Raw genomic sequence first — 19,236 nt, forward strand, 5'->3', positions numbered from 1 at the left:
CTCATGGCGGTGTGACAGGATGATCGGCCATGACGATCGCACCGCCCGCCTCTCCGGAGAACATCCTGCCGCCCGGCTCGCCCGGGCGGCGGCTGCTCGGCGCCGAGCTGCTGATCGTCCTGGGCCTGTCCCTGGGCGCCAGCGGGATCTACGCGGCGATCAGCTTCGCCGACTCGCTCACCCAGCACGCCGCGCTCAGCCAGCAGGTCGCGCCGCTGAACTCCTCGGCCGCCCCCGGGCGGCCCTGGATCGACCTGGCCTACCAGCTCTACTACATCGGCCGCGGCCTGATGCCGGTGGTGCTGGTCGGCTACCTGCTGATCCGCGAGGGCACCAGCCTGCGGGTGCTCGGCTTCGACCTGCGCCACAAGCTCGCCGACCTCGGACGCGGCGCGGCGGTGGCCGCCGTGATCGGCGGCAGCGGCCTGGCCCTCTACCTGGGTTCGCGGGCGGCCGGTGCCAACCTCACCGTGGTGCCCTCCGGCCTGCCCGACGTCTGGTGGCGGATCCCGGTGCTGATCGGCTCCGCCTGCCAGAACGCCGTGCTGGAGGAGGTGGTGGTGCTCGGCTACCTGATCCGCCGCCTCGAACAACGCGGGTGGGGCTGGCCGGCCGTGGTGCTGACCAGCTCGCTGGTGCGCGGTTCGTACCACCTCTACCAGGGCGTCGGCGGGCTGGTCGGCAACATGGTGATGGGCGCGATCTTCTGCCTGCTCTACCGGCGCTGGGGCCGGGTGATGCCGATGGCCATGGCGCACGCGCTGATCGACACGACGGCCTTCGTCGGGTACGCGCTGCTGGCCGGTCACGTCAGCTGGCTGCCGACGGGGTGAGCCGGCCGTCCAACACGGTGACGGCCCCGCCGGAGAGCAGCACCCGGTCCCAGCCGGTCCCGGCCGCACCGCGCAGTTCGCAGTGGACCAGGCCGCCGCGGGCCGAGGCCTGGTAGCCCCTCAGCACGGTGCGTCCCAGCCGCTCGGCCCAGAACGGCGCCAGCGCGGTGTGCGCGCTGCCGGTCACCGGGTCCTCGGGCACGCCGGCCGCCGGGGCGAAGTAGCGCGAGACGAAGTCGTAGCCGTCCGCCGGGTCCTCGGCGAGCGCGGTGACCGCCACGCCGCGGGCCTGCTGGCGGGTGACGGCCGCCAGGTCCGGGGCCAGGCCCCGGACGGTGTGCTCGCTGCGCAGCTCGACCAGCAGGACGTCGAGCTCACCGGTGGTCCAGCAGCCGACCACCGGTCGGCCGAGCGCCTGCGCCAGGCCGTCCGGCACCTCGGCCGGCTCCGGTCGCGCGGCCGGCAGGTCCAGGCTGATCGTCCCGTCGGCCTGCGGCACCGCGGTCAGCACCCCGCTCAGCGTTCCGAACCGGATCGGGCGGCTGTTGGTCAGACCCTGGGTGCGCAGCGCGTGGGTGGCGGCCAGGGTGGCGTGGCCGCAGAGCGGGACCTCGGTCATCGGGGTGAACCAGCGCAGCAGCCAGTCGACTTCGCCGTCCGAAGCGGTAGCGGCAGCCGTGCCGGTGGCCGCTTCGGCCGGGCTCGGCGGGCGGACGAAGGCCGTCTCGGAGAGGTTGAGCTCGCGGGCCACCTGGCGCATCCATTTCTCGTCCGGCCAGCTGGCCGTCTCCAACAGGCAGACGCCGGCCGGGTTGCCGGCGAACGGTCGGTCGGTGAAGGCGTCGATGATCGAGATGCGCATTCCCCGAGCGTACGGGTACCCAGGAACCGTCAACAGGGCCAATCCGGCGGGTCTGGCCCGGTCGGGCTGGGCAAAGCGGCGGGGAGCGGCCGACCGTGGCCGCTCCCCGCCGCGCCTTCGCGACCCGCGTCGCGACCCGCGTCGAGACCTGCTACGCCGGGCTCGCGCTAGCTTCGCGGACTTCCGCGTACGGCGCGAGCTTGCGGAGCGACTCGATGTTCTGCAGCAGCGATTCCTTGGTCTCGTGCGCGTCGCCGACCACGACGACCGAGCCGTTGCTGGCCTTGAGCCGGAACCGGTGCATGCCGCTCTCGTCGGTGAACAGTTCGAACTTCCCTGCCATGGATCTTCACCTCTCGGGTTGGACGCCCCCTCCTGACGCACCGTAGGGGGTCGATGGCGGGGTCGCACGCCGGACGGTCCGTCAGGGGGCGGGTGCCGGGAGGCGGTGTGCGGCAGCGTTCAACTGGCCTTCTACCGTTGAGAACGGTGAGGGCGTCGATGATCTCGTCGTCGGACGCTCCGGGCGCTGCGGGCGCTCCGGGTGGCCCTACAGGTGCTCGTTCAGTTGCTCGGCCGCCCAGTCCGCCCAGTCCCCGGCGGACTGCGAAGCGCGGATCCCGAACTCCAGGGCCAGCCATTCGCAGACCTGGACCGGGTCGCCGATCCACTCGGCCTCTTCACGCACGCGCGCAAGGACGGCGTTGCGCTCCTGGTTGCGGCGGGCGAACTCCTTGAGGTACGCGGCGCCCTCCTCGCGCGGGAGGGTCCAGAGGAAGAAGACGCGCAGGAGTGCGGCGCTGCGGTAGGCGGCGTCGGCGCCGGGGCCGGGGCCGGTCAGCCACTCCTTCAGTTCGGCGCGTCCGGCGTCGGTGATGCCGTACTCGGTGCGGTTGCGGGCGCCGGTGCCGGTGACCTCGATCAGGCCCGCCTCGCTGAGCTTGGCGAGCTCGCCGTAGACCTGGCTCTGCTTCGCGGGCCAGACGGCGGCGAGTGACGACTCGAAGCGCTTGAGCAGGTCGTATCCGCTGCTGGGGGTCTCGGCCAGCAGGCCCAGGACGGCGTGGCGCAGGCTCATGGGCTCACTCTACTACCGGGCTGACCTGTCAGGTCTGGACAGACCAAGACTGACCGGTCACACTGTGACCGTCCAATAGTGGAATGTCGCTCCGAAAGGAGATCATCGCGGTGAACTACGTCCGCGGATTCGCCCCCTGGCTCTGTTACGCGGTACTGGGCGCCTTCGACTGGCGCCTGGGCATGTGCACGGCCGCCACCGCCGCCGTGCTGCTGCTCCTCGGCGCGGTACGCCGGCAGGGAGCCGACCTGCTGTCCGCCGCCACCTGCGGTTTCTTCGTGGTGATGGCCGTGATCGCGGTGGCCGACCCGACTTCGGGCCTGCACCGGTGGACCTGCGCGCTGGCCAACGCGACCCTGGCCGCCGTGGCGCTCGGCTCGCTCGCCGTCGGCAAGCCCTTCACGCTCTCCTTCGCGCGTGCCGAGGTCCCCGAGGAGTTCTGGAACGCCCCGCGCTTCATCCACGTCAACAAGGTCCTCACCGGCATCTGGGCGGCCGGCTTCACCGGTGCGGCGATCGCCTGCGCCGCCATCGTCGGCTGCGCGCACTCCGCCGCCGCGGCGCTGGTCACCGTGCAGGTGCTCGGCTTCGTGGTTCCGTTCGTCCTCTCGGGCAAGTACGCCGCGCGCGCCCAGGCCGCCGCGGACCAGAGGGTGGATCCGGCCGTATAGGCCCGGGTGCCGGGCGACTCCGGCCGAACCCACGGGGCGGCTCGGAGCGCGGTGCCGGAAATCGGGAAGCCAGCGGTGGTGGAGGAGGTGCTCCGGTAACGTGATGGCCTGTCAGGCTGGCTCCAGGACAGGAGAGTGGATGGACCACGACCGCTTCGAGGAGCCGGCTGAGCGGACCTTCGTCCGCAACGTCCTGGACGGCACGGTCCACGGCAACGCCTTGCAGATCGGTCGGGTCCACGGCGGTATCACCGTCAACGTGCCCGTGGCCACGCCCTCCAGGAGCAGCAGCAGGCCTGACGACGTGCCGCAGCACCTGTCCCGGTTCATCAACCGGGTCAGTGAACTGGGCACCCTGAGCGCATGGTTGGATGACGACGCGGCCGATGCTGTCGCGTCGGCGGTGGTGAGCGGACTGCCGGGGGTCGGTCGGCGCGCGACGGTCCGCCGGCTCGCGTACGACTGCAGGCAGCGCTTCCCCGGTGGGCAGCTCTACGTCGACTTCGCGGCCTCGGACGGCGGCGTGAGCGGGAGCGTCGCCGAGGCGCTGGCGGTCTGCCTGAAGGCCCTCGGGCAGGCCGAGGAGTACCTGCCGAACAGTGTCGACGACCGGCTGCGCGAGTACCGTCGGCTGTCCGGCGCGCACCGCCTGCTGGTGGTGCTCGACAATGTGACCGAGCCGGCCCAGGTCCAGATGCTGACCCCCAAGGGAGCGGGCAGTGCGCTCCTGGCCACCAGTGACATCCTGCTGGGCGAGCTGAGGCTCGACGGCGTGCGACTGATGAAGCTGGACCCGCTGGACGAGTCGGCCGGCCTGGAGCTGCTGACCGCCCTGTGCGAACCGGAGCCGGTCCGCGCCGACCCGACGGCCGCGCGTCGGGTCGTGGCCCTGTGCGGCGGGCTTCCCGTCGCCCTGCACCTGGTGGCGGCCCGGCTGTCGATGCAACCGCACCTCACACTGGCGTCGGTGGCACGGGAACTCGAGGACGACGCGGCCCGGCTGTCGGTGATGACGCTACAGACCCCCGGAGGGGAGCGCAGTGTGTCCGGTGCCTTCGATCTCGCCTACCGGTCCCTGGCACCGGAGCAGGCCTGGCTCTACCGGTTGCTGGGGATCCTGCCCACGCCCAGCTTCGACGCCGGCGCGGTGGCCGCGGCCGGCGGGCTCGAAACGGCCGCCGTCCAGCGGCTCATGGCACAACTGGTCCGGGCGAGCCTGCTGGAGGCGACGGCCGACGGCCGCTACCACCTGAACGACCTGGTGCGCCTGCACGCACGTCACTGCGCCGAGCTGGAGACCCCCGAGGCTGAGCAGGCCACGGCTCTGTCCCGCCTCGTGACGCACTACCTGGCCCTCACCGCGCTGGCGGACCGGGCCGTCCAGGCCGACCGGCTGCGGATCGCCGACCTGCGAGACCTGCTCCGGGACGCTCCGGACCCCTTCGCGCAGGCCGGGCAGGAGGCCGGCCAACTGGCCCTGGCCTGGCTGGAGGCCGAGCGGGGCAACGTCCTCGCGGTGCTGCGGGCCGCCCGGCGGCAGGCGCTGGACCGGCAGGCCTGGCAGCTCGCCGAGGCGTTCACCGCGCTCTTCCTGCATCACCGGCACCTGGGCGACTGGTGCGACTCCCTGCGACTCGGCGTGGACGCCGCGATCGCCGACCGGGCGGTGGCGGCCGAAGCGCGTCTGCGCAGTCTGCTCTCCCGCCCCCTGCTCGATCTCGGGGAGGACGACCGGGCCAGTGCCGAACTGGAGACGGCCGTGGTGCGTGCGGAGGAGTCGGGGCACCCCCTGCTTCGTGCCTCGGTGCAGGAGTTCCTCGGCCGCTACTGGGAGCGGCACGACCCCGCTCGTGCGGTCACGGTCTTCGAGCTGTCGCTCCGACTCAACCACGAGGCCCAGGACCCGCGAGGGGTGGCCGTCGCCAGCTACTTCCTCGGCTGTGCGCAGGACGCCGCGGGCAGCCCCGAGGCGGCTTGCGTCACGTTGCGGCGGGTCATCACGCAGTTCGAGAGCCTCGGCCCGCCGGACCGCAGGATGGCGGCCCGGGCGCTGGCTGCCCTCGGTCGGGCTCGGGCGCGCCTGGGTGAGGTCGAGGGAGCCCGGGGCGACCTCGAACGGGCAGCGGAAGCCCTGCGGAACGCGGATGCCACGCACTACGAGGCACGGGCCCGCATCGCACTGGCCGACCTGATCGAGCGGACGACGGCGGACCGGGCCGGAGCCCGGCGTCATCGTGCCCGTGCCCTGGAGATCTTCGAGGCGGGAGGAAGCCCGGAGGCGGAGGACCTGCGGCGTCGGCTGGCGGAGGAGGACGGTCCTCAGGAGCGGTAGGACCGCCTCAACCTCTCCGGAGCTGACGCAGCTCCACGGTCCGTGTCCGCACGGCCGGTGTCCGCGCGAAACCGATCCGCACGGTCAGCCGGGCTCCGTCGAGGGGGATGTCCGCACGCAGGCAGGCGTAGACGGCGGCTGCTGCGAGATCGGGGTCCGCCGCCCCGTCGGCGGTGGTCACCCGGATCAGGCGGTGGTCCCGCAGCCCGACGAGGTGTTCGCCGGCGGTCTCCAGCGCCGTGGCCGCCGCGCGGCTTCCCGGACAGGCCCGGAGGATCTCGGCGATCCGGTGCGTGGCCGCGGTCGCGTCGAGTGGTGTCCGCTCGATCAGCACCGACGCGTTGAGCACCTGCTTCGGATCGGGCTCCGCCAGGTCGCAGGCCAGGTAGCGGAACTCGCCGGGGCCCTCGTCGGCCCGGCGCGCGACCGGAGCGGGATACCGTTCCACGGCCAGCGACCAGCCGTCGGCGTCCGCGGTGAGGTGGAGCGAGACCACCGCCGCGGTGACCGGGCCCGGTTGGACCTGCGGTACCGGGAACGCGTGCACGGGTGTCGGGCCGGTCGGCTCCGGCAGCCCGATCAAGTCGTAGACGGCGGAGCGCAGTCGCTCCATGGCCCGGCCCGGCTGGTCGAAGGCCCGCTGTGCGATGTCGGTCCACCGGTCGGGTTCCTGGCCGGCGATGGCCTGCTCGACCTGGGCGCGCAAGGGGGCCTGGAGGTCGAGCCGAGGAGCGCGTCGACCGAGCTCGGCCCCCGCGGTCCCGGGCACCGCGTCGTCGCCGAAGGCCGCGAGCAGCACGGGCCGCCCCAGCGACGCGCTGTACAGCGTCACCGAGCCGTGATCGCCCACGACCGCGGCGGCGGCGACGACGGCCGCCTGCCAGCCGCGCGTGGGCGGGATGATCAGCAGCCCGGCCTCCAACGCGGCGGCCTGGAGCGTGCGGATCTGCCAAGCCCCGTGCGTCGACCAGATATTGGGATGCAGGACGACCGCGACCCGGTACTCGTCGAGCGGGAGCTCGGCCAGCAGGCGGGCAGGGAGATCCGGGACCCGGGCGATCAGCGAGGTCGGTCCCCACGTCGAGCTGACCACCACCAGCCGCTGGCCGGGCTCCAGGCGCAGTGCCCGCAGGTACGTGTCGCGCTGCGGCACACTGGCCACCAGCCGGTCGTAGCAAGGATCGCCGATGAGAACGGTGCGTCCCTCGGTCTCCGGGTGCGCTGCCAGCAGCTGAGCCGCCTGGTCCGGGTGGGAGACGGCAAGCCGGGCCCGTTTCAGCAGCCTCTCGGACACCATGCCGGACAGTCGGCTGCCGGTGCTGCGGGAGTCGGGGACGAGCTTCTGGAAACCGACGCCGTGCGGGAGCACGAGCACCGGGCAGTCGCTGTCCGGCAGGTCGATGTTCTCACTGGCCGACAGGATGAGGTGCGGCGCGACATCGGACAGGTGGTCCCAGGGGACGAAGCGGCAATCCGCGCTGCGCAGCAGCTCCAGCACCCCGTCGCTGAACGCGGAGGTCGGATCGTAGGCGAACACGACGCAGACCCGGTCGTCGCCGCGCAGCAGGTCGGGAAGGACTTCGAGCACCCGCACCGTGGAGGTGACGGTGCGGGCGGGGACCACGAGGGTCCGGACGCTCTGGAAGGTACGCCAGCGCCAGGCGTCCGGGCCGACCGGGGCCCGCAGACTCGCCCTACCGTCCACGCTCGCCCCGCACCATTGGCTCAACCCTGATCTCTACGGCCTCGCGGCTCGCGGCTCGCGGCTCGCGGCTCGCGGCTCGCGGCTCGCGGCTCGCGGCTCGCGGCTCGCGGCTCGCGGCCACTTTGGATACCGCATGATCGGCTCCTGGACAACCCCTGGACCTCGATTCCCTGAGTCGGCGAAGCGGGCATCTTGACTGGCTGACCGCCCCGTTTGCTCAGAGCTGGCATCGTGAGCACATTTTATGTGACCAGTGGTGGCGCGGCAGAGCCGCCTGCGGCCGCCGCATGCGGGCACGCCCGGGACGGTCACTACCCAACCACTCCCGCTGTCTCTAGGGTGGTTGCCCGAGCCCGGTCGAAGGAGGGGCGCCATGGGGGCGGAACTGGTGGAGCTGGCGATGAGCGGCGCGGCGGTGTTCGTGAGCGCCGCGGCAACCGACCTGTGGGGGGAGGTGAAGGAGCGGGCGGGCCGGCTGCTGACCCACGGTCGTGCCGACCGGGCCGAGGCGGCGCGCTTGGAGGTCGCGTACGCGGAACTCGCGCTCGCCGAGGAGACCGGCGATGGTGCGGTCGTCCAGAGGATCCAGCAGGACTGGGAGTCACGCCTGCGCGAACTACTGGCGAGCGATCCGGCAGCAGCGGCTGAGCTGCGCTCGCTGCTCGACATCCTGGACCCTGGGAACGCGGCTCAGCCCTCGGTCGTCGTGCACAACCACAACGAGGGAACCGTGCACGGGACGGTGCTCCAGATCGGAACCGTCGGAAAGCTGACCTACGGCACCCAGTAGCCGGCCGGTCCCCGCACGGGCGCCGGTGGTGGTCGTGGACGAAGGGGTTGCCGGACAACGGGGCCTGCGGGGGCTACGGTTGGGGTGACGCAGGGTAGGAGCAGCAGTGCTGGTCGGCTGTGCCGACGGAGCAGGGGGTGGCGCGTGGTGGATCCGCTGTCGGTCTCGGCGGTCACGGGAGTCCTGAGCGCGATGAGCGCGAGCATGGCCACCGAGGCGGGCAAGGCGGTCTACGAATCCTTCGGCGGGGTGGTCCGGCGGGCGTTCGGCCGGGAGGTTCCGGCTCCCCGCGGGGCCCAGGAGCGGGCGGCGCTGGCTGCGCTGATCGTGGAGCGGCTTCGGCAGGAACCGGAGCAGGCCCAGGCGTTGGCCGTGTGGATGGGGGCCGCGGGAGCGATGGGGCGCTCGCCGGGCCACGGTGCGCCGGCGCTGCTGCCGCCGTCGACCCGTTTCTTCACCGACCGCGCGAAGCAACTGGCCGCCCTGCAGCGCGAGGCGGCGCGCAAGCCGGACGGACGGGCCCGGATCGCGATGCTGGTGGGGCCCGAGCTGATCGGGACCACGGCGCTGGCCGTCCACTTCGGGCACCGGGAGACCGAGCGCTTCCCCGACGGCCAGCTCTACGCCGACCTGCGCGGCGGAGCGCTCGGCTCGGCGCCCGAACCGGCCGTCGTCCTGCGGTACTTCCTGAGCCGACTGGGCGTGCCCGACGCACAGCTGCCGGCCACGCTGGAGGACCGGGTCGATCTCTACCGCACCCTGCTGGCCGACCGGAGCCTCCTGGTGGTGCTCGACCACGCCCAGTCCGCCGGCCAGGTCCAGCCGCTGATCACCACCGCTCCGGGGGTCTTCCTCGTGGTGATCGCCCGCCGTCCCCTGACGGGTCTGGACGCGGTGCCGATCGAGGTCGGGCCGTTGCCCGAGCGGGATGCCAAGCGCCTGCTCGTCGAGGTGGCGGGCAAGCAGGCCGTCGCGGCGGCGCGCGCCACCCTGCCCTCGGTCCTGGAGCGCTGCGCCGGCTCCCCGTTCGCGCTGCGTGCGGCGGCCCGGCACCTGACGGCGGTGCCCCCGCGGCACGGCGGCGGCAGCACCGCCGCGGATCCGGTGCGCACCGTCATCGCGGACCGGTACCGCGAGTTCGACCCGCAGCTCGCCGCCTTCTACCGGCGCAACGCGCTCCGCCCCTGGCCGTCCGTCAGCGCCGACAGCGCGGCCGTGGCCGCCGGCGTCCCGCACGCACAGGCGGCCCGGATGCTCGCCGAACTCACCGCGCTGGGCCTGCTCGAGGAGGCGGGCAGCGGCCGGTACCGCTACCGCCCGGCCGCGCGGAAGCACGCCGAGCAGGAGGCGCTGCGGACCGAGGGCGCGGCCGCCGGCGCCGCGGCCACCGCTGCGCTGGTCGAGTGGTACCTGCACGTCGCCGTCCGGGCGGACCACCGGGCGCTGCCGAAGCGCTGGCACGTCGGCCCCCTCTTCGAGCAGCTGGGCCAAGGTCCGTACGAGGACGAGGGCAAGGCGTTGGCAGCGCTGGGCGAGGAGATGGGCAACCTCCTCGAAGCCGTCCGTGCCGCGGAGGACCTCGGGGATCCGGACACCGTCTGCCAACTGGTGGAGGCGCTCTGGGCCTGGCAGCTGAAAGTCGGTCACGTCGACGTCCTGCTCCCCGCTCTGCGGGCCGGGGCGCGAGCCGCGGGCCGGCTGCGCGACCTCGATCCGCGCATGGTCGCGCGGATGCACACCCAGCTCGCCCACGGCTTGATGGAGTCCCAGCTCTACGAGGAGGCCGAGACCCAGCTGCGCGCGGCCGGCGACGCCGCCCGGGCCACCGGGCGGCCGCTGGGCCGGGCCACCGCGGTCGAGTCGCTGGGCCTGCTGCGCCTGCGGCAGTGGCGGTTCCAGGACGCGCTGTGCTGCTTCGAGGAGGCCGACCGGGTGCTCGACGGGATCGCCGAGGACGACCCGGACGCCAAGGAGCTGCCGCGCGCCCGCGCCCTGCTGGAACGCCACCGCGGCCGGGCCCGGCGCGGGCTCGGCGACCTGACCCACGCCGACGAGCTGCTCAGCGGCGCACTGGCGTTCTTCCGCAGCGCCGACGGCGGCGAGCAGTACAACGCCGCCCGGACGCTGACCGACCTCGCCGAGACCCGCCTGCTCGCCGGGCGGCCCGCCGAGGCGCTGGCCCTGATCGACGAGGCCGCGGTGATCCTCACCGAGGAGAAGGCGGAGACCCATCTCGTCCATCTCGAGGCGCTGCGCCGGCGCTGCCGGGAGCCACAGCGGTGACCTTCACCCGGTCGACGCCGGCCCCCGTGCGGACGGCGAGCTCCAGGCCGGGCGGGACGGCCCGGCCGGCGCCCAGCCAGGCGAGCAGGGCGGAGGCGTGTGCGGCCGGGTCGGCGCCGGCCGGAGCGGCGGTGAGGCGGAACAGCGTGCCGTCGCGGTGCAGTGCGGTGCAGCCGTCCGGCTCGGTGAGGTAGGCCGCGAGGGTGCAGGAGGGGTGCCGCTCCAGGACTTCGGCGGCCCATGCCTGCGGGGTGCCCAGGCGCGGGTCGTGGGCGGGGCCGTGGCGGAGGATCAGGTCGGCCAGCGCCAGGACGCCCGGGTCGAGCGTGTCCTCGGGAACGGCCAGCTGACCTTCGCCGGGGCCCTGGGGCTCGTGGCGCGGGTCGGCGTACCGGTGCAGGGCGATCTCGGGGCCCTCGGCCCCGTCGAGCAGCTGGGTCAGCACGCGCAGTGGTGCGCGGCGCGGCGCGGGTTCGTGGGGCGGCAGCGGGAGCGGCTCCAGCACGGCTCGTCCGGCGGGCTCCGGGGTGCCGATCAGGCGGTAGAAGAGCCCGCGCAGCAGCTCGGCCGACCGCCCGGGGGCCGAGCTGGTCAGTTCGGCCGGGCCGGGCAGCGGTTGATGCCCGTGGAGGAGGCGGTCGATCTGGGGGAGCAGTGGTGCGAACGGGTCCAGCCGGGGTGCTCGTCGCACGAAGTCGGCCACCGGGGAGGTGGGGCCGAGCAGGTCCAGCGGCGCCGCGCCGAGCAGGACGGGTGTGCCCAGGGCGGCCGCGTAGTAGGAGACCGAGCCGAAGTCGCCGAGGACGAGGTCCGAGGCGATGAGCGCCTGGCGCCAGCCGTCCAGCGGGTCGACGAGGGTCAGGCCGGCCCGGCGCGCCCGGTCCAGCCAGAGCCGGATCTGGCCGGCGCCGTGGCCGTGCCAGATGTTCGGGTGCAGGACGGCCGCGAGGCGGTAGTCGTCCAGCGGCAGCTCCTCGGTCAGCCGGGGGAGCAGCAGTGGCAGGACGTCCTCCTCGCCGCCGTCCCCGAAGAGCGAGGCGGGGTTCCAGGTGGAGTTGAGCAGCAGCAGGCGCTGTCCGGGGCGGACACCCAGCGCCCGCCGGTAGCGGTCACGGTGGTGACGGGCGGCCAGGATGCGGTCGAAGCACGGGTCCCCGCCGAGCACCGCCGTCGCCACTGCCTCGGGGCACGCCTCGCGCAGCCGGTCGAGCTGCTCGGGGTGGGAGAGCACCATCGCGTCGGCGACCGGAGCACCGTCGGCGAGGAGCCACTCGGGGGCGAGGCCGAAGACCGGATGTCCGGTGTCCGGTGTCCGGTGTCCGGTGTCCGGTGCTGCGAGCGTCTTATTGTATCCGACGCCATGCGACAGGACTACCAACTTCCCTCTGATCGCGTCGAGTTGGCCGCCGAAGCTGGCCGAGATCGCCAGGTCGACCGGTATCCGGGTGGCCTGCTCCCAGGGGAGGACCGGCACGCCGACCGACGCCAGCAGAGCCGTGACGCCCGCCCCGAACGGCGAGGACCCCGTGCAGGTGGCCAGCAGCTGGATCCGGAGGTCGTCACGGAAGAGGGGGATGACGTCGAGCAGGCGGGTGGCGGCCGTCACGTTGTGCACCACCAGCAGGACCCGTTTGCACCGCCCGCGGGTGGCCCATCGGTGCGCCTCATCGCCGACCGGAACACGGATCCAGTCGTCCGACCGCTCGCGCAATGCACCCTCCCTCGTCCGCTCACCGGGGCCGTCCGACGGCGTCCGGACGGTAAGTATGCACGTCGGATCGGCCCGGGAAAGATTCATCGAAATCGCCGCAACATCTTCCCGCGTCGGCGCGTCAGACTCACGGAACAGCGGTCAAGGCCGACGACAGGGGGAGCACGGAGATGGAACCCGAGGACGAACACCGGGCGGACGCGGGCCACGACGGACAGGACCCGCCCACCGCCCGCCGCACTCCCTCGCGCACGGCGGTGCGGATCGCCTGCGGGCTGGTCTTCGCCGGCCTGCTGACGGTCGGTGGCTGCGGCGCGTACAACCTGGCCTCCGCGGTGCTGGGCACCCGCTCCGCGCCCGGCGCCACCGCGCACACGGCGTCCGGCGCGACGGCCTCGCCCACCCCGCCCACCGCCGCCGAGGCCGCCGGCACGGTTGATGCCTTCCTGGCCGCCTGGGCCAAGGGCGACCTGACGAGCGCGGCCGGCCTGACCGACGACCCGGGCGACGCCGGTGACGCGCTCGGCGCCTTCCACCAGCAACTGGGCTTCAGCGCGCTGGCCCTCACCCCGGACAGCGCCTCGCCCGCCACGGGCGCCGGGTCGGGCGCATCGCCCCTCGCCGCGCCCGGCCGACTGACGCTGGGGTTCACGGCCACGGTCGGCTTCCCGGCCGCGGGCGCGCAGGCCTGGCAGTACCAGGGACAGCTGGGCGTGCTGCGCACCGCCGACGGTCGGGCCCTGGTGCACTGGGCGCCGAGCGTGCTCTACCCGCAGCTGACGAACGGACAGACGCTCGCCCTGCGCGCGATCGCCCCGCAGGCGGCCGCGGTGGTGACCGACCGCAAGGGCCGCTCGCTCGCCGGCTTTCCCTCGCTGGCCCCGCTGATCGCCGCGATCCAGAGCAACGCCGGCTCGTCCTCGGCCGCCCTCTCCCCGGCCGGCGCGTCGTCCGCGGCCCCACCCGACGGGGGCGCCGACCCGGACACCGGGAACGGTCAGGCCGTGGTGCTCCTGGACGACTCGGGCCGGAATCCGGCCCAGCAGCTCTTCGTGGTGACGCCGCCGTCGGCCGGCCGCCAGGTGCGGCTGACCCTGGACGCCGACGTGCAGCGGGCCGCCGAGCAGGCACTGCAGAGCCAGGCGGGCAGCAACGCCGCCGGCCTGGTCGCGGTGGAGCCGAGCACCGGCGACATCCTGGCTGTCGCGAACGCGCCCGCGGGCGGCTTCGACCAGGCGTTCCTGGCCGAACTCGCGCCCGGCTCGACGATGAAGGTGATCACCGCGGCGGCCCTGCTGGAGGCCGGTGACACGCCGAGCACCCCGGTGGCCTGCCCCGAGACCGCCAACTCGCCCCGGCTCTGGCACAACGACGAACAGGGTTCGTTCCCCGGCTACACGCTGGCCGACGACTTCGCCCAGTCCTGCAACACGGCCTTCATCAACGAGAGCGCCAAGCTTCCCTCCGGCACCCTGACCACGGTGGCGCGCGATCAGTTCGGCATCGGCCTCAGCTGGTCGACGGCCCCGGGCGTGCAGAGCTTCGACGCCAGGATCCCGGTGCCGGGCGACCCGGACGCCTCCGACCAGGCGGCGGCCGAGGCGATCGGGCAGGGCACCGTCCAGGCCAACGCGCTGACCATGGCCTCGGTCGCCGCGACCGTGCAGAACGGCACCTTCCGCCAGCCGGTCCTGCTGCCCGGCCAGCAGCAGGTGAAGGCTGCCGAGTCGCTGCCGGCCCCGGTGGCCAAGGGCCTGCGCGCGATGATGGCGCAGACCGCGGCCGCCGGCACCGCCCAGCAGGCGATGGCGGGCCTGAGCGGTGAGGTCGGCGCCAAGACCGGCACCGCGGACGTGGACGGCGCCCCGGCCCCCAACAGCTGGTTCACCGGCTACCGGGGCAACCTCGCGGTGGCCGCCGAGGTGGAGGGCGGCGGCCACGGCGCGGGCGCGGCGGGCAGCGCGGTGGCCCAGGTGCTGGCGGTCGGCAACGGATAGCACCGGGAACGCCACGCGGCGGAACCTGAGAAGATCCTGATATCTGAGCCCGGGTGAACCCTCTTCTCACCTGCGTCAAAGACTTGCCTGGCGCAATGGGCACATGACGTTCCTGCATCTGCCTGCCCTGGCCCCGGCCAACGTCACCGCGCGCGCGACCGGTCTGACCGGTCCTGGCGGGACCGTCGCGAGACGGCCCCGCCTTCTGACGCTCGATCTGATGCGCGGGTACTACGTGGGGGTGCTCGCCGCGGTCCACCTGGACTACGTCCCCTCGTTGCTGGGCCTCTTCGACGGTCGCGGCTCGTTGCTGGTCTCCGAGGCCGAGAACTTCTTCCTGATCTCCGGCCTGCTGGTGGGGATGCTGCGCCGCCGCGACCTGGAGCAGCACGGCCCGATGCGGATGGCGCGCAATGCCTGGAAGCGGGCCGGCCAGCTGTACGTGCTGGCCGTCACCCTCACCCTGCTGTTCACCGTGATCGGCCGTCTCGCGGTGGCGCACGGCATCTCGAACGTCAAGGACGGCCTCGACAGCGACTCCTCGCCGCTGGGCCTGGTCGCCAACACCCTGACCCTGCGCTACACCTACGGCTGGGCGGACTTCCTGACCTTCTACGTGCCGATGTTCCTGCTCGCGCCGCTGATGGTGTGGCTGCTCTCCCGCCGCCTGGCGCCGGTGGTCGTGCTGCTGGCCTACGCCGGCTTCCTGCTGCCCTCGCACTACGACACCAAGTTCTTCAGCCCGTTCCTGCAGTGGGGCGTGTACTTCTTCCTCGGCACCATCGCCGGCTACCACTGGGACGACCTGCGGCGGCTGGTGGGCCGGCTCTCGCCCACGGCGCGGCGCGTGCTGAGCACCGGGCTGGTCGTGGCGACCATCGCGCTCTACGTGGTCGGCATGATCCTGCTCTTCCACCCCGAACTGATCGTCGACCCGGCCACCTACAACCACCTGTTCCAGAACAACCGGCTGGGGCTGCTGCGCCCGTTCGCGGCCCCGATCAGCTTCGCGGGCACCTTCCTGCTGGTCCGCAGGTTCGAGGAGCCGATCGCGCGGACCGTGGGCCGGGTGCTGCTGCCGTTCGGCCGGAGCTCGCTGTACGTCTACGTCGCGCAGAGCTTCTTCGTCTTCCTGATCCCGTTCGTGATCGGGCCACGCGGTTTCTGGGGCAACACCCTCTTCGACGTCTCGGTGATCGCGGTGATCTACGTCGCGGTGCGCGCACGGTTCCTGACGTTCCTGATCCCCCGGTAGCGGCTGCGGGTGCCGCGGGCCGGACCGCGGCACCCGCAGCTGTCAGGGGCCCGGCCGTCAGCCCAGCAGGCGGATCAGCGCGCTGTCGAAGAGGTCGAGCGCACGCGGCAGCGGCCCCTCGTCGTGGTGGTGCAGGGCGGACCAGAACAGGTCGCCCGGCAGCGCGTGTTCGGAGGCGTAGACCCGGTAGGCGTACCGGCGGCCGTCCACGCCGGCCAGCTCGACCAGCCAGCAGCGGTCCTCCGGCCGGGCGGACGGCAGGTCGGAGACGAAGAGCTGCGGCGGCCGTGGCAACGGGTCTCCCTCCCGGGCGGCGGACCTCGAAGTCCTGTCGGGTGAGACCGCCGCCGGGGGTGAAAGGTTGTGCCGCGTCGGCGAGTTCAGCCGGACGAGCGGGAGCGGTCGAGCAGCCAGCCGTTCAGCATCAGCCTGATCTCGGCGAGGACCGCCTCGTCCCCCTCGGGCCGGTGGCGGAAGGCGGTGTCGAGCAGTTTGCCCGTGGTGGAGACGGCGAGAGCGGTGCGCAGCGCGAAGGCGGGGGTGTCGGGGTAGCCGTAGTCGCTCACCAGGACGGTGCGGATCGCGGCAGCCAGCCGGGCGTCGTTCTCCTCGTCGTAGGCGCGCAGGGCCGGCTGCGGGGGGCCGTTGAACCACAGTCCGCGAAAGCCCGGTTGCTCGCGTCGGAAGCGCACGTGCGCGTCGAGCACCCGGGAGGTCAGCTCGCCGGCCGTCGCGGGGCGCGGGCCGGCCAGGGCGCGCTCGGTCAGCTCCAGGAACTCGTCCAGCCAGCGCAGCGTCAGTGTGCCGGCGATCGCGTGCTTGTCCGGGAAGAAGCGGTACAGCACGCCGATCGAGACGCCGGCCTCGGCGGCGATCAGTTTGGTGCCGATCTCCTCGTACGCATGCTCCTCCAGCAGGCGGGTGGTGGCCGCCAGGATGCGGGCGACCTTCTCCCTGCTGCGTTGCTGCTGCGGCTCGCGCAGGATGCCGGCGGGCGGCGGGGGGACGTTCTCGGTCATCGCGCTCCTTGACAGCACCTCAAAGCTGAACCAGAGTCTAGTTCATGTTTCCCGCTGGGGGAGCGGCCGCCGAGCCGCTGGGATCCCGTTTTCGGCTGCTCTGGACCTCGGTCACCGTCTCCTCGCTCGGCGACGGCATGCGGTTCGTCGCGCTGCCGCTGCTGGCCGCCCGGATCTCCGGCGACCCGCGCGACCTCGCCCTGGTGACCGTCGCCGAGCAGCTGCCGTGGCTGCTGTTCGGCCTGCCGGCCGGGGCGTTGGCCGACCGGGTGGACCGGCGGCGCCTGCTCTGGACGGTGGACGCCTGCCGGGCGGTGCTGGTGGCAGGCTTCGCTGCCGCGGTGGCCTGCGGGATCGCCGGGATTCCGCTGATCGCGCTGGTCGGGTTCCTGCTGGGCTGCGGGCAGACGCTCTACAACGCGGGCTGGGCGGGGGTGGTGCCGGCCGTGGTGCGCCCGGCCGACCGGCCCCGGGCCAACGGGCGGCTGCAGGCGGGCGCGCTGGTGACGGACTCGCTGCTCGGCGCGCCCCTGGGCACCGTCTGCTTCGGGCTCGCGGCGCTGGCGCCGTTCGCGGTGGACGCGGTCTCCTTCGCGCTGGCGGCTCTGCTGGTCTTCCTGCTGCCGGGCACGCTGCGGGTCGAGCGGCCCGAGGCACCGGCGGACCGGCAGGCGCCGGCCGGCCTCTTCACCGAGGCGCTCCAGGGCGCGCGCTGGCTGGCCGCGCACCGGGTGCTGCGCACGCTCTGCCTGACGGCGGCCACGGCCAACCTGGTCTTCGGCGGTGTGCTCGCCGTGCTGGTGCTCTACGCCCGCCGGATCCTGCACCTGGGCCCGGTCGGCTACGGCCTGCTGAGCATGGCCTTCGCGGTCGGCGGCGTGCTCGGCTCGCTGGTCGCGCCCCGCCTCGGCCGGCGGCTGGGCATGCGCTGGACGCTGCTGGTCACCATGCTCGGTTCGGCGCTGGCGCTGACCACCGCCGGTCTGGCCGACGGCTGGCGCACGGCGGGCTGCGCCACGGTCGGCTACGGGGCGCTGAGCATGGCCTGGAACGTGCTGGCGGTCTCGCTGCGGCAGGACCTGGTGCCGGAGCAGCTGCTCGGCCGGGTCGGCATGGCCTACCAGATGGTGGCCAACGGTGGCATCGCGGTCGGCGCGGCGCTGGCCGGGGTCCTGGCCCACGGCTACGGGCTGCGCGCCCCTTTCCTGGTGGGCGCGGTGCTGATGGTGCTGGTCGCGCCGCTGGTGTTCCGGCTGCTGGGGAGCGGTCAGGCCGCCGCCTCCGCCGGGCCGGGAACGGTCTCCGGGCGGCCCGCGGCCGGGGCGGGCACCGGCGGGCGCGGTGCGGTCGAGGACGAGTCCGCCGTCACCCGGGCCAGCTGCCGCACCTCGGGGACCGCCAGCACCAGCAGCGACAGCAGCGTCATCCCGCCCGCGCAGGCCCACAGCGCCCCGTTCAGGCCGAGCCCGCCGGCCAGTGGCGCGGCTGCCATCGTGCCCACCGGGGCCAGCGCCACCGAGCCGCACCAGTCGTAGGCGGCGACCCGGGAGAAGCTGGCGGCCGGGATCTCCTGCTGCAGCGCGATCATCCAGCAGACCCCGTAGACCGTGCCGCCGATCCCGGAGGCGAACATCGCGCCGCCCAGCACGGCGAGCGGCGCGCCGGCCGCCAGGGTGGCGGCGGGCAGGGCGAAGAGCAGCACGCCCGCGGTGCCGGCCAGCAGCAGCCGGCGCGGTTGCCAACGGACCATCAGCAGGCCGCCGGCCACCAGCCCGGCGCCCATCGCCGCGTTGACCAGGCCCCACGGCCGGGGACCGCCGAGCCGCTGGTCGGCGACGAGCGGGCCGAGCACCGATTCGGCGGCGATCAGACAGGCGTTCACCACCCCGTACTGCACCACCACGGCCCACAGCCAGCGCCGGGAGGTGAACTCCCGCCAGCCCTCGCGCAGATCGGCGAGCATTCCGGGCCCGGCCCCACGCTCGGCGACGGCGTCCGCCGCGTGCCCGTCCGCCACGTGCCCGGTCGGCGCGGGCCCGCGCAGGAAGAGCCGCAGCGCGCCGGCCGCCGCCAGCGTGGTGGCGTCCAGGGCGAGCACCCAGCCCGGTCCGACCGCCGCGACCAGCGCGCCGCCGAGCGCGGCGCCGCCGATCTGTGCGGAGTTCAGCGCGGTGCGGAAGAGCGCGAAGGCCCGTGGGGCCTGCTCCTGGTCGACCGACTCCATGATCATGCCCTCGGCGGCGGGCGCGTAGAAGGCCTGGCCGATCCCGTTCGCCGCGGCCAGCAGGACCACCTGCCACAGCCGGGCCGACCCGGTCAGCACCAGGCCCGCCAGCGCCGCCTGGGAGAGCGCGTTGCCGATGTTGGCGGCGACCATCACCCGGTGCCGCGGCAGCCGGTCGGCCACCGCGCCGCCGATCAGCAGGAAGAGCACGGTGGCGGCCAGCCGCGCGCCGGTGACGTAGCCGATCGCGGCGGCGCCGCCGCCCATCCGCAGCAGCGCGAAGGCGGTGGCGATCGGTGCGCCGGCGTTGCCGAGGCCGCTGACCACGGTGGCGCCGGTCTGGATCAGGTACTCGCGGCCGGCCCAGGCGGGCGGACGGGTGTGGCCCTTGGTTCGGTTCGGCATTCGCCTGACTATGACGGTGGCATGGTTGCCTGTCCACGCTACGGACAGGTACGGACAGGTTGGGTGAGTTA

Annotated in this window: 15 protein-coding genes and 1 pseudogene; 8 read left to right on the top strand and 8 right to left on the bottom strand. The window is 73.7% G+C overall.

What is annotated here, in order from left to right:
- Positions 1-29: 29 nt before the first annotated feature.
- Entirely contained in the window at positions 30-833 is an 804-nt protein-coding gene (locus OG294_RS33425) for a CPBP family intramembrane glutamic endopeptidase (RefSeq protein ID WP_327070287.1), read from the top strand.
- Here the strand turns inward: OG294_RS33425 and OG294_RS33430 are convergent.
- The 3 genes from OG294_RS33430 to OG294_RS33440 all read right to left on the bottom strand — a co-directional run bounded on the left by OG294_RS33430 (position 811) and on the right by OG294_RS33440 (position 2,773).
- Positions 811-1,695, bottom strand: a complete 885-nt coding sequence (locus tag OG294_RS33430; RefSeq protein WP_327070288.1) for a PhzF family phenazine biosynthesis protein — start codon at positions 1,693-1,695, stop codon at positions 811-813. The two genes, OG294_RS33425 and OG294_RS33430, sit on opposite strands and share 23 nt — an antisense overlap.
- Positions 1,696-1,846: 151 nt before the next feature.
- A complete protein-coding gene (locus tag OG294_RS33435) occupies positions 1,847-2,038 on the bottom strand; it encodes a YegP family protein (RefSeq protein ID WP_327070289.1) in 192 nt (63 codons plus the stop codon).
- A 207-nt stretch (positions 2,039-2,245) separates the two neighbouring features.
- Positions 2,246-2,773: a PadR family transcriptional regulator gene (locus OG294_RS33440; RefSeq protein ID WP_327070290.1), complete on the bottom strand. Its 528-nt coding sequence runs from the start codon at positions 2,771-2,773 to the stop codon at positions 2,246-2,248.
- Between the two features lie 83 nt (positions 2,774-2,856).
- On the opposite strand from OG294_RS33440, the gene OG294_RS33445 reads away from it, so the two are divergent.
- Both OG294_RS33445 and OG294_RS33450 read left to right on the top strand, forming a co-directional pair.
- Positions 2,857-3,444, top strand: a complete 588-nt coding sequence (locus OG294_RS33445; RefSeq protein ID WP_327070291.1) for a hypothetical protein — start codon at positions 2,857-2,859, stop codon at positions 3,442-3,444.
- 139 nt (positions 3,445-3,583) lie between these two features.
- Positions 3,584-5,776 carry an NB-ARC domain-containing protein gene (locus OG294_RS33450; RefSeq protein ID WP_327070292.1) on the top strand — a complete coding sequence of 731 codons (2,193 nt, stop codon included), beginning with the start codon at positions 3,584-3,586 and terminating at the stop codon, positions 5,774-5,776.
- 7 nt (positions 5,777-5,783) lie between these two features.
- On the opposite strand, the gene OG294_RS33455 is transcribed toward OG294_RS33450, so the two are convergent.
- Positions 5,784-7,481, bottom strand: a complete 1,698-nt coding sequence (locus tag OG294_RS33455; RefSeq protein ID WP_327070293.1) for a hypothetical protein — start codon at positions 7,479-7,481, stop codon at positions 5,784-5,786.
- 373 nt (positions 7,482-7,854) lie between these two features.
- On the opposite strand from OG294_RS33455, the gene OG294_RS33460 reads away from it, so the two are divergent.
- Positions 7,855-8,271 (top strand): hypothetical protein, encoded by a 417-nt coding sequence (locus OG294_RS33460; protein WP_327070294.1) that lies wholly within the window; start codon positions 7,855-7,857, stop codon positions 8,269-8,271.
- A 144-nt stretch (positions 8,272-8,415) separates the two neighbouring features.
- Positions 8,416-10,554, top strand: a complete 2,139-nt coding sequence (locus OG294_RS33465; RefSeq protein WP_327070295.1) for a tetratricopeptide repeat protein — start codon at positions 8,416-8,418, stop codon at positions 10,552-10,554.
- On the opposite strand, the gene OG294_RS33470 is transcribed toward OG294_RS33465, so the two are convergent.
- Positions 10,478-12,265: a hypothetical protein gene (locus OG294_RS33470; protein WP_327070296.1), complete on the bottom strand. Its 1,788-nt coding sequence runs from the start codon at positions 12,263-12,265 to the stop codon at positions 10,478-10,480. The two genes, OG294_RS33465 and OG294_RS33470, sit on opposite strands and share 77 nt — an antisense overlap.
- 170 nt (positions 12,266-12,435) lie before the next feature.
- On the opposite strand from OG294_RS33470, the gene OG294_RS33475 reads away from it, so the two are divergent.
- Complete coding sequence (locus OG294_RS33475) at positions 12,436-14,262, top strand: penicillin-binding transpeptidase domain-containing protein (protein WP_327070297.1); 1,827 nt, start codon at positions 12,436-12,438, stop codon at positions 14,260-14,262.
- A 103-nt stretch (positions 14,263-14,365) separates the two neighbouring features.
- On the top strand, positions 14,366-15,517 hold the full coding sequence (opgC, locus tag OG294_RS33480; protein ID WP_327070298.1) for an OpgC domain-containing protein: 1,152 nt from the start codon (positions 14,366-14,368) through the stop codon (positions 15,515-15,517).
- A gap of 57 nt (positions 15,518-15,574) precedes the next feature.
- Here the strand turns inward: opgC and OG294_RS33485 are convergent, their stop codons facing one another.
- Both OG294_RS33485 and OG294_RS33490 read right to left on the bottom strand, forming a co-directional pair.
- Entirely contained in the window at positions 15,575-15,811 is a 237-nt protein-coding gene (locus OG294_RS33485) for a hypothetical protein (RefSeq protein WP_329587963.1), read from the bottom strand.
- An 86-nt stretch (positions 15,812-15,897) separates the two neighbouring features.
- On the bottom strand, positions 15,898-16,536 hold the full coding sequence (locus OG294_RS33490; protein WP_327070299.1) for a TetR/AcrR family transcriptional regulator: 639 nt from the start codon (positions 16,534-16,536) through the stop codon (positions 15,898-15,900).
- Positions 16,537-16,580: 44 nt separating this feature from the next.
- Here OG294_RS33490 and OG294_RS33495 point away from each other — a divergent pair.
- Positions 16,581-17,783, top strand: a pseudogene (locus OG294_RS33495) (MFS transporter); the annotation flags it as partial.
- Between the two features lie 20 nt (positions 17,784-17,803).
- Here the strand turns inward: OG294_RS33495 and OG294_RS33500 are convergent.
- Positions 17,804-19,165, bottom strand: coding sequence for an MFS transporter (locus OG294_RS33500; RefSeq protein WP_327070300.1), 1,362 nt, complete (start codon positions 19,163-19,165; stop codon positions 17,804-17,806).
- Positions 19,166-19,236: the final 71 nt, after the last annotated feature.

The organism is Kitasatospora sp. NBC_01302, from assembly GCF_035976515.1.
Lineage (GTDB): Bacteria > Actinomycetota > Actinomycetes > Streptomycetales > Streptomycetaceae > Kitasatospora.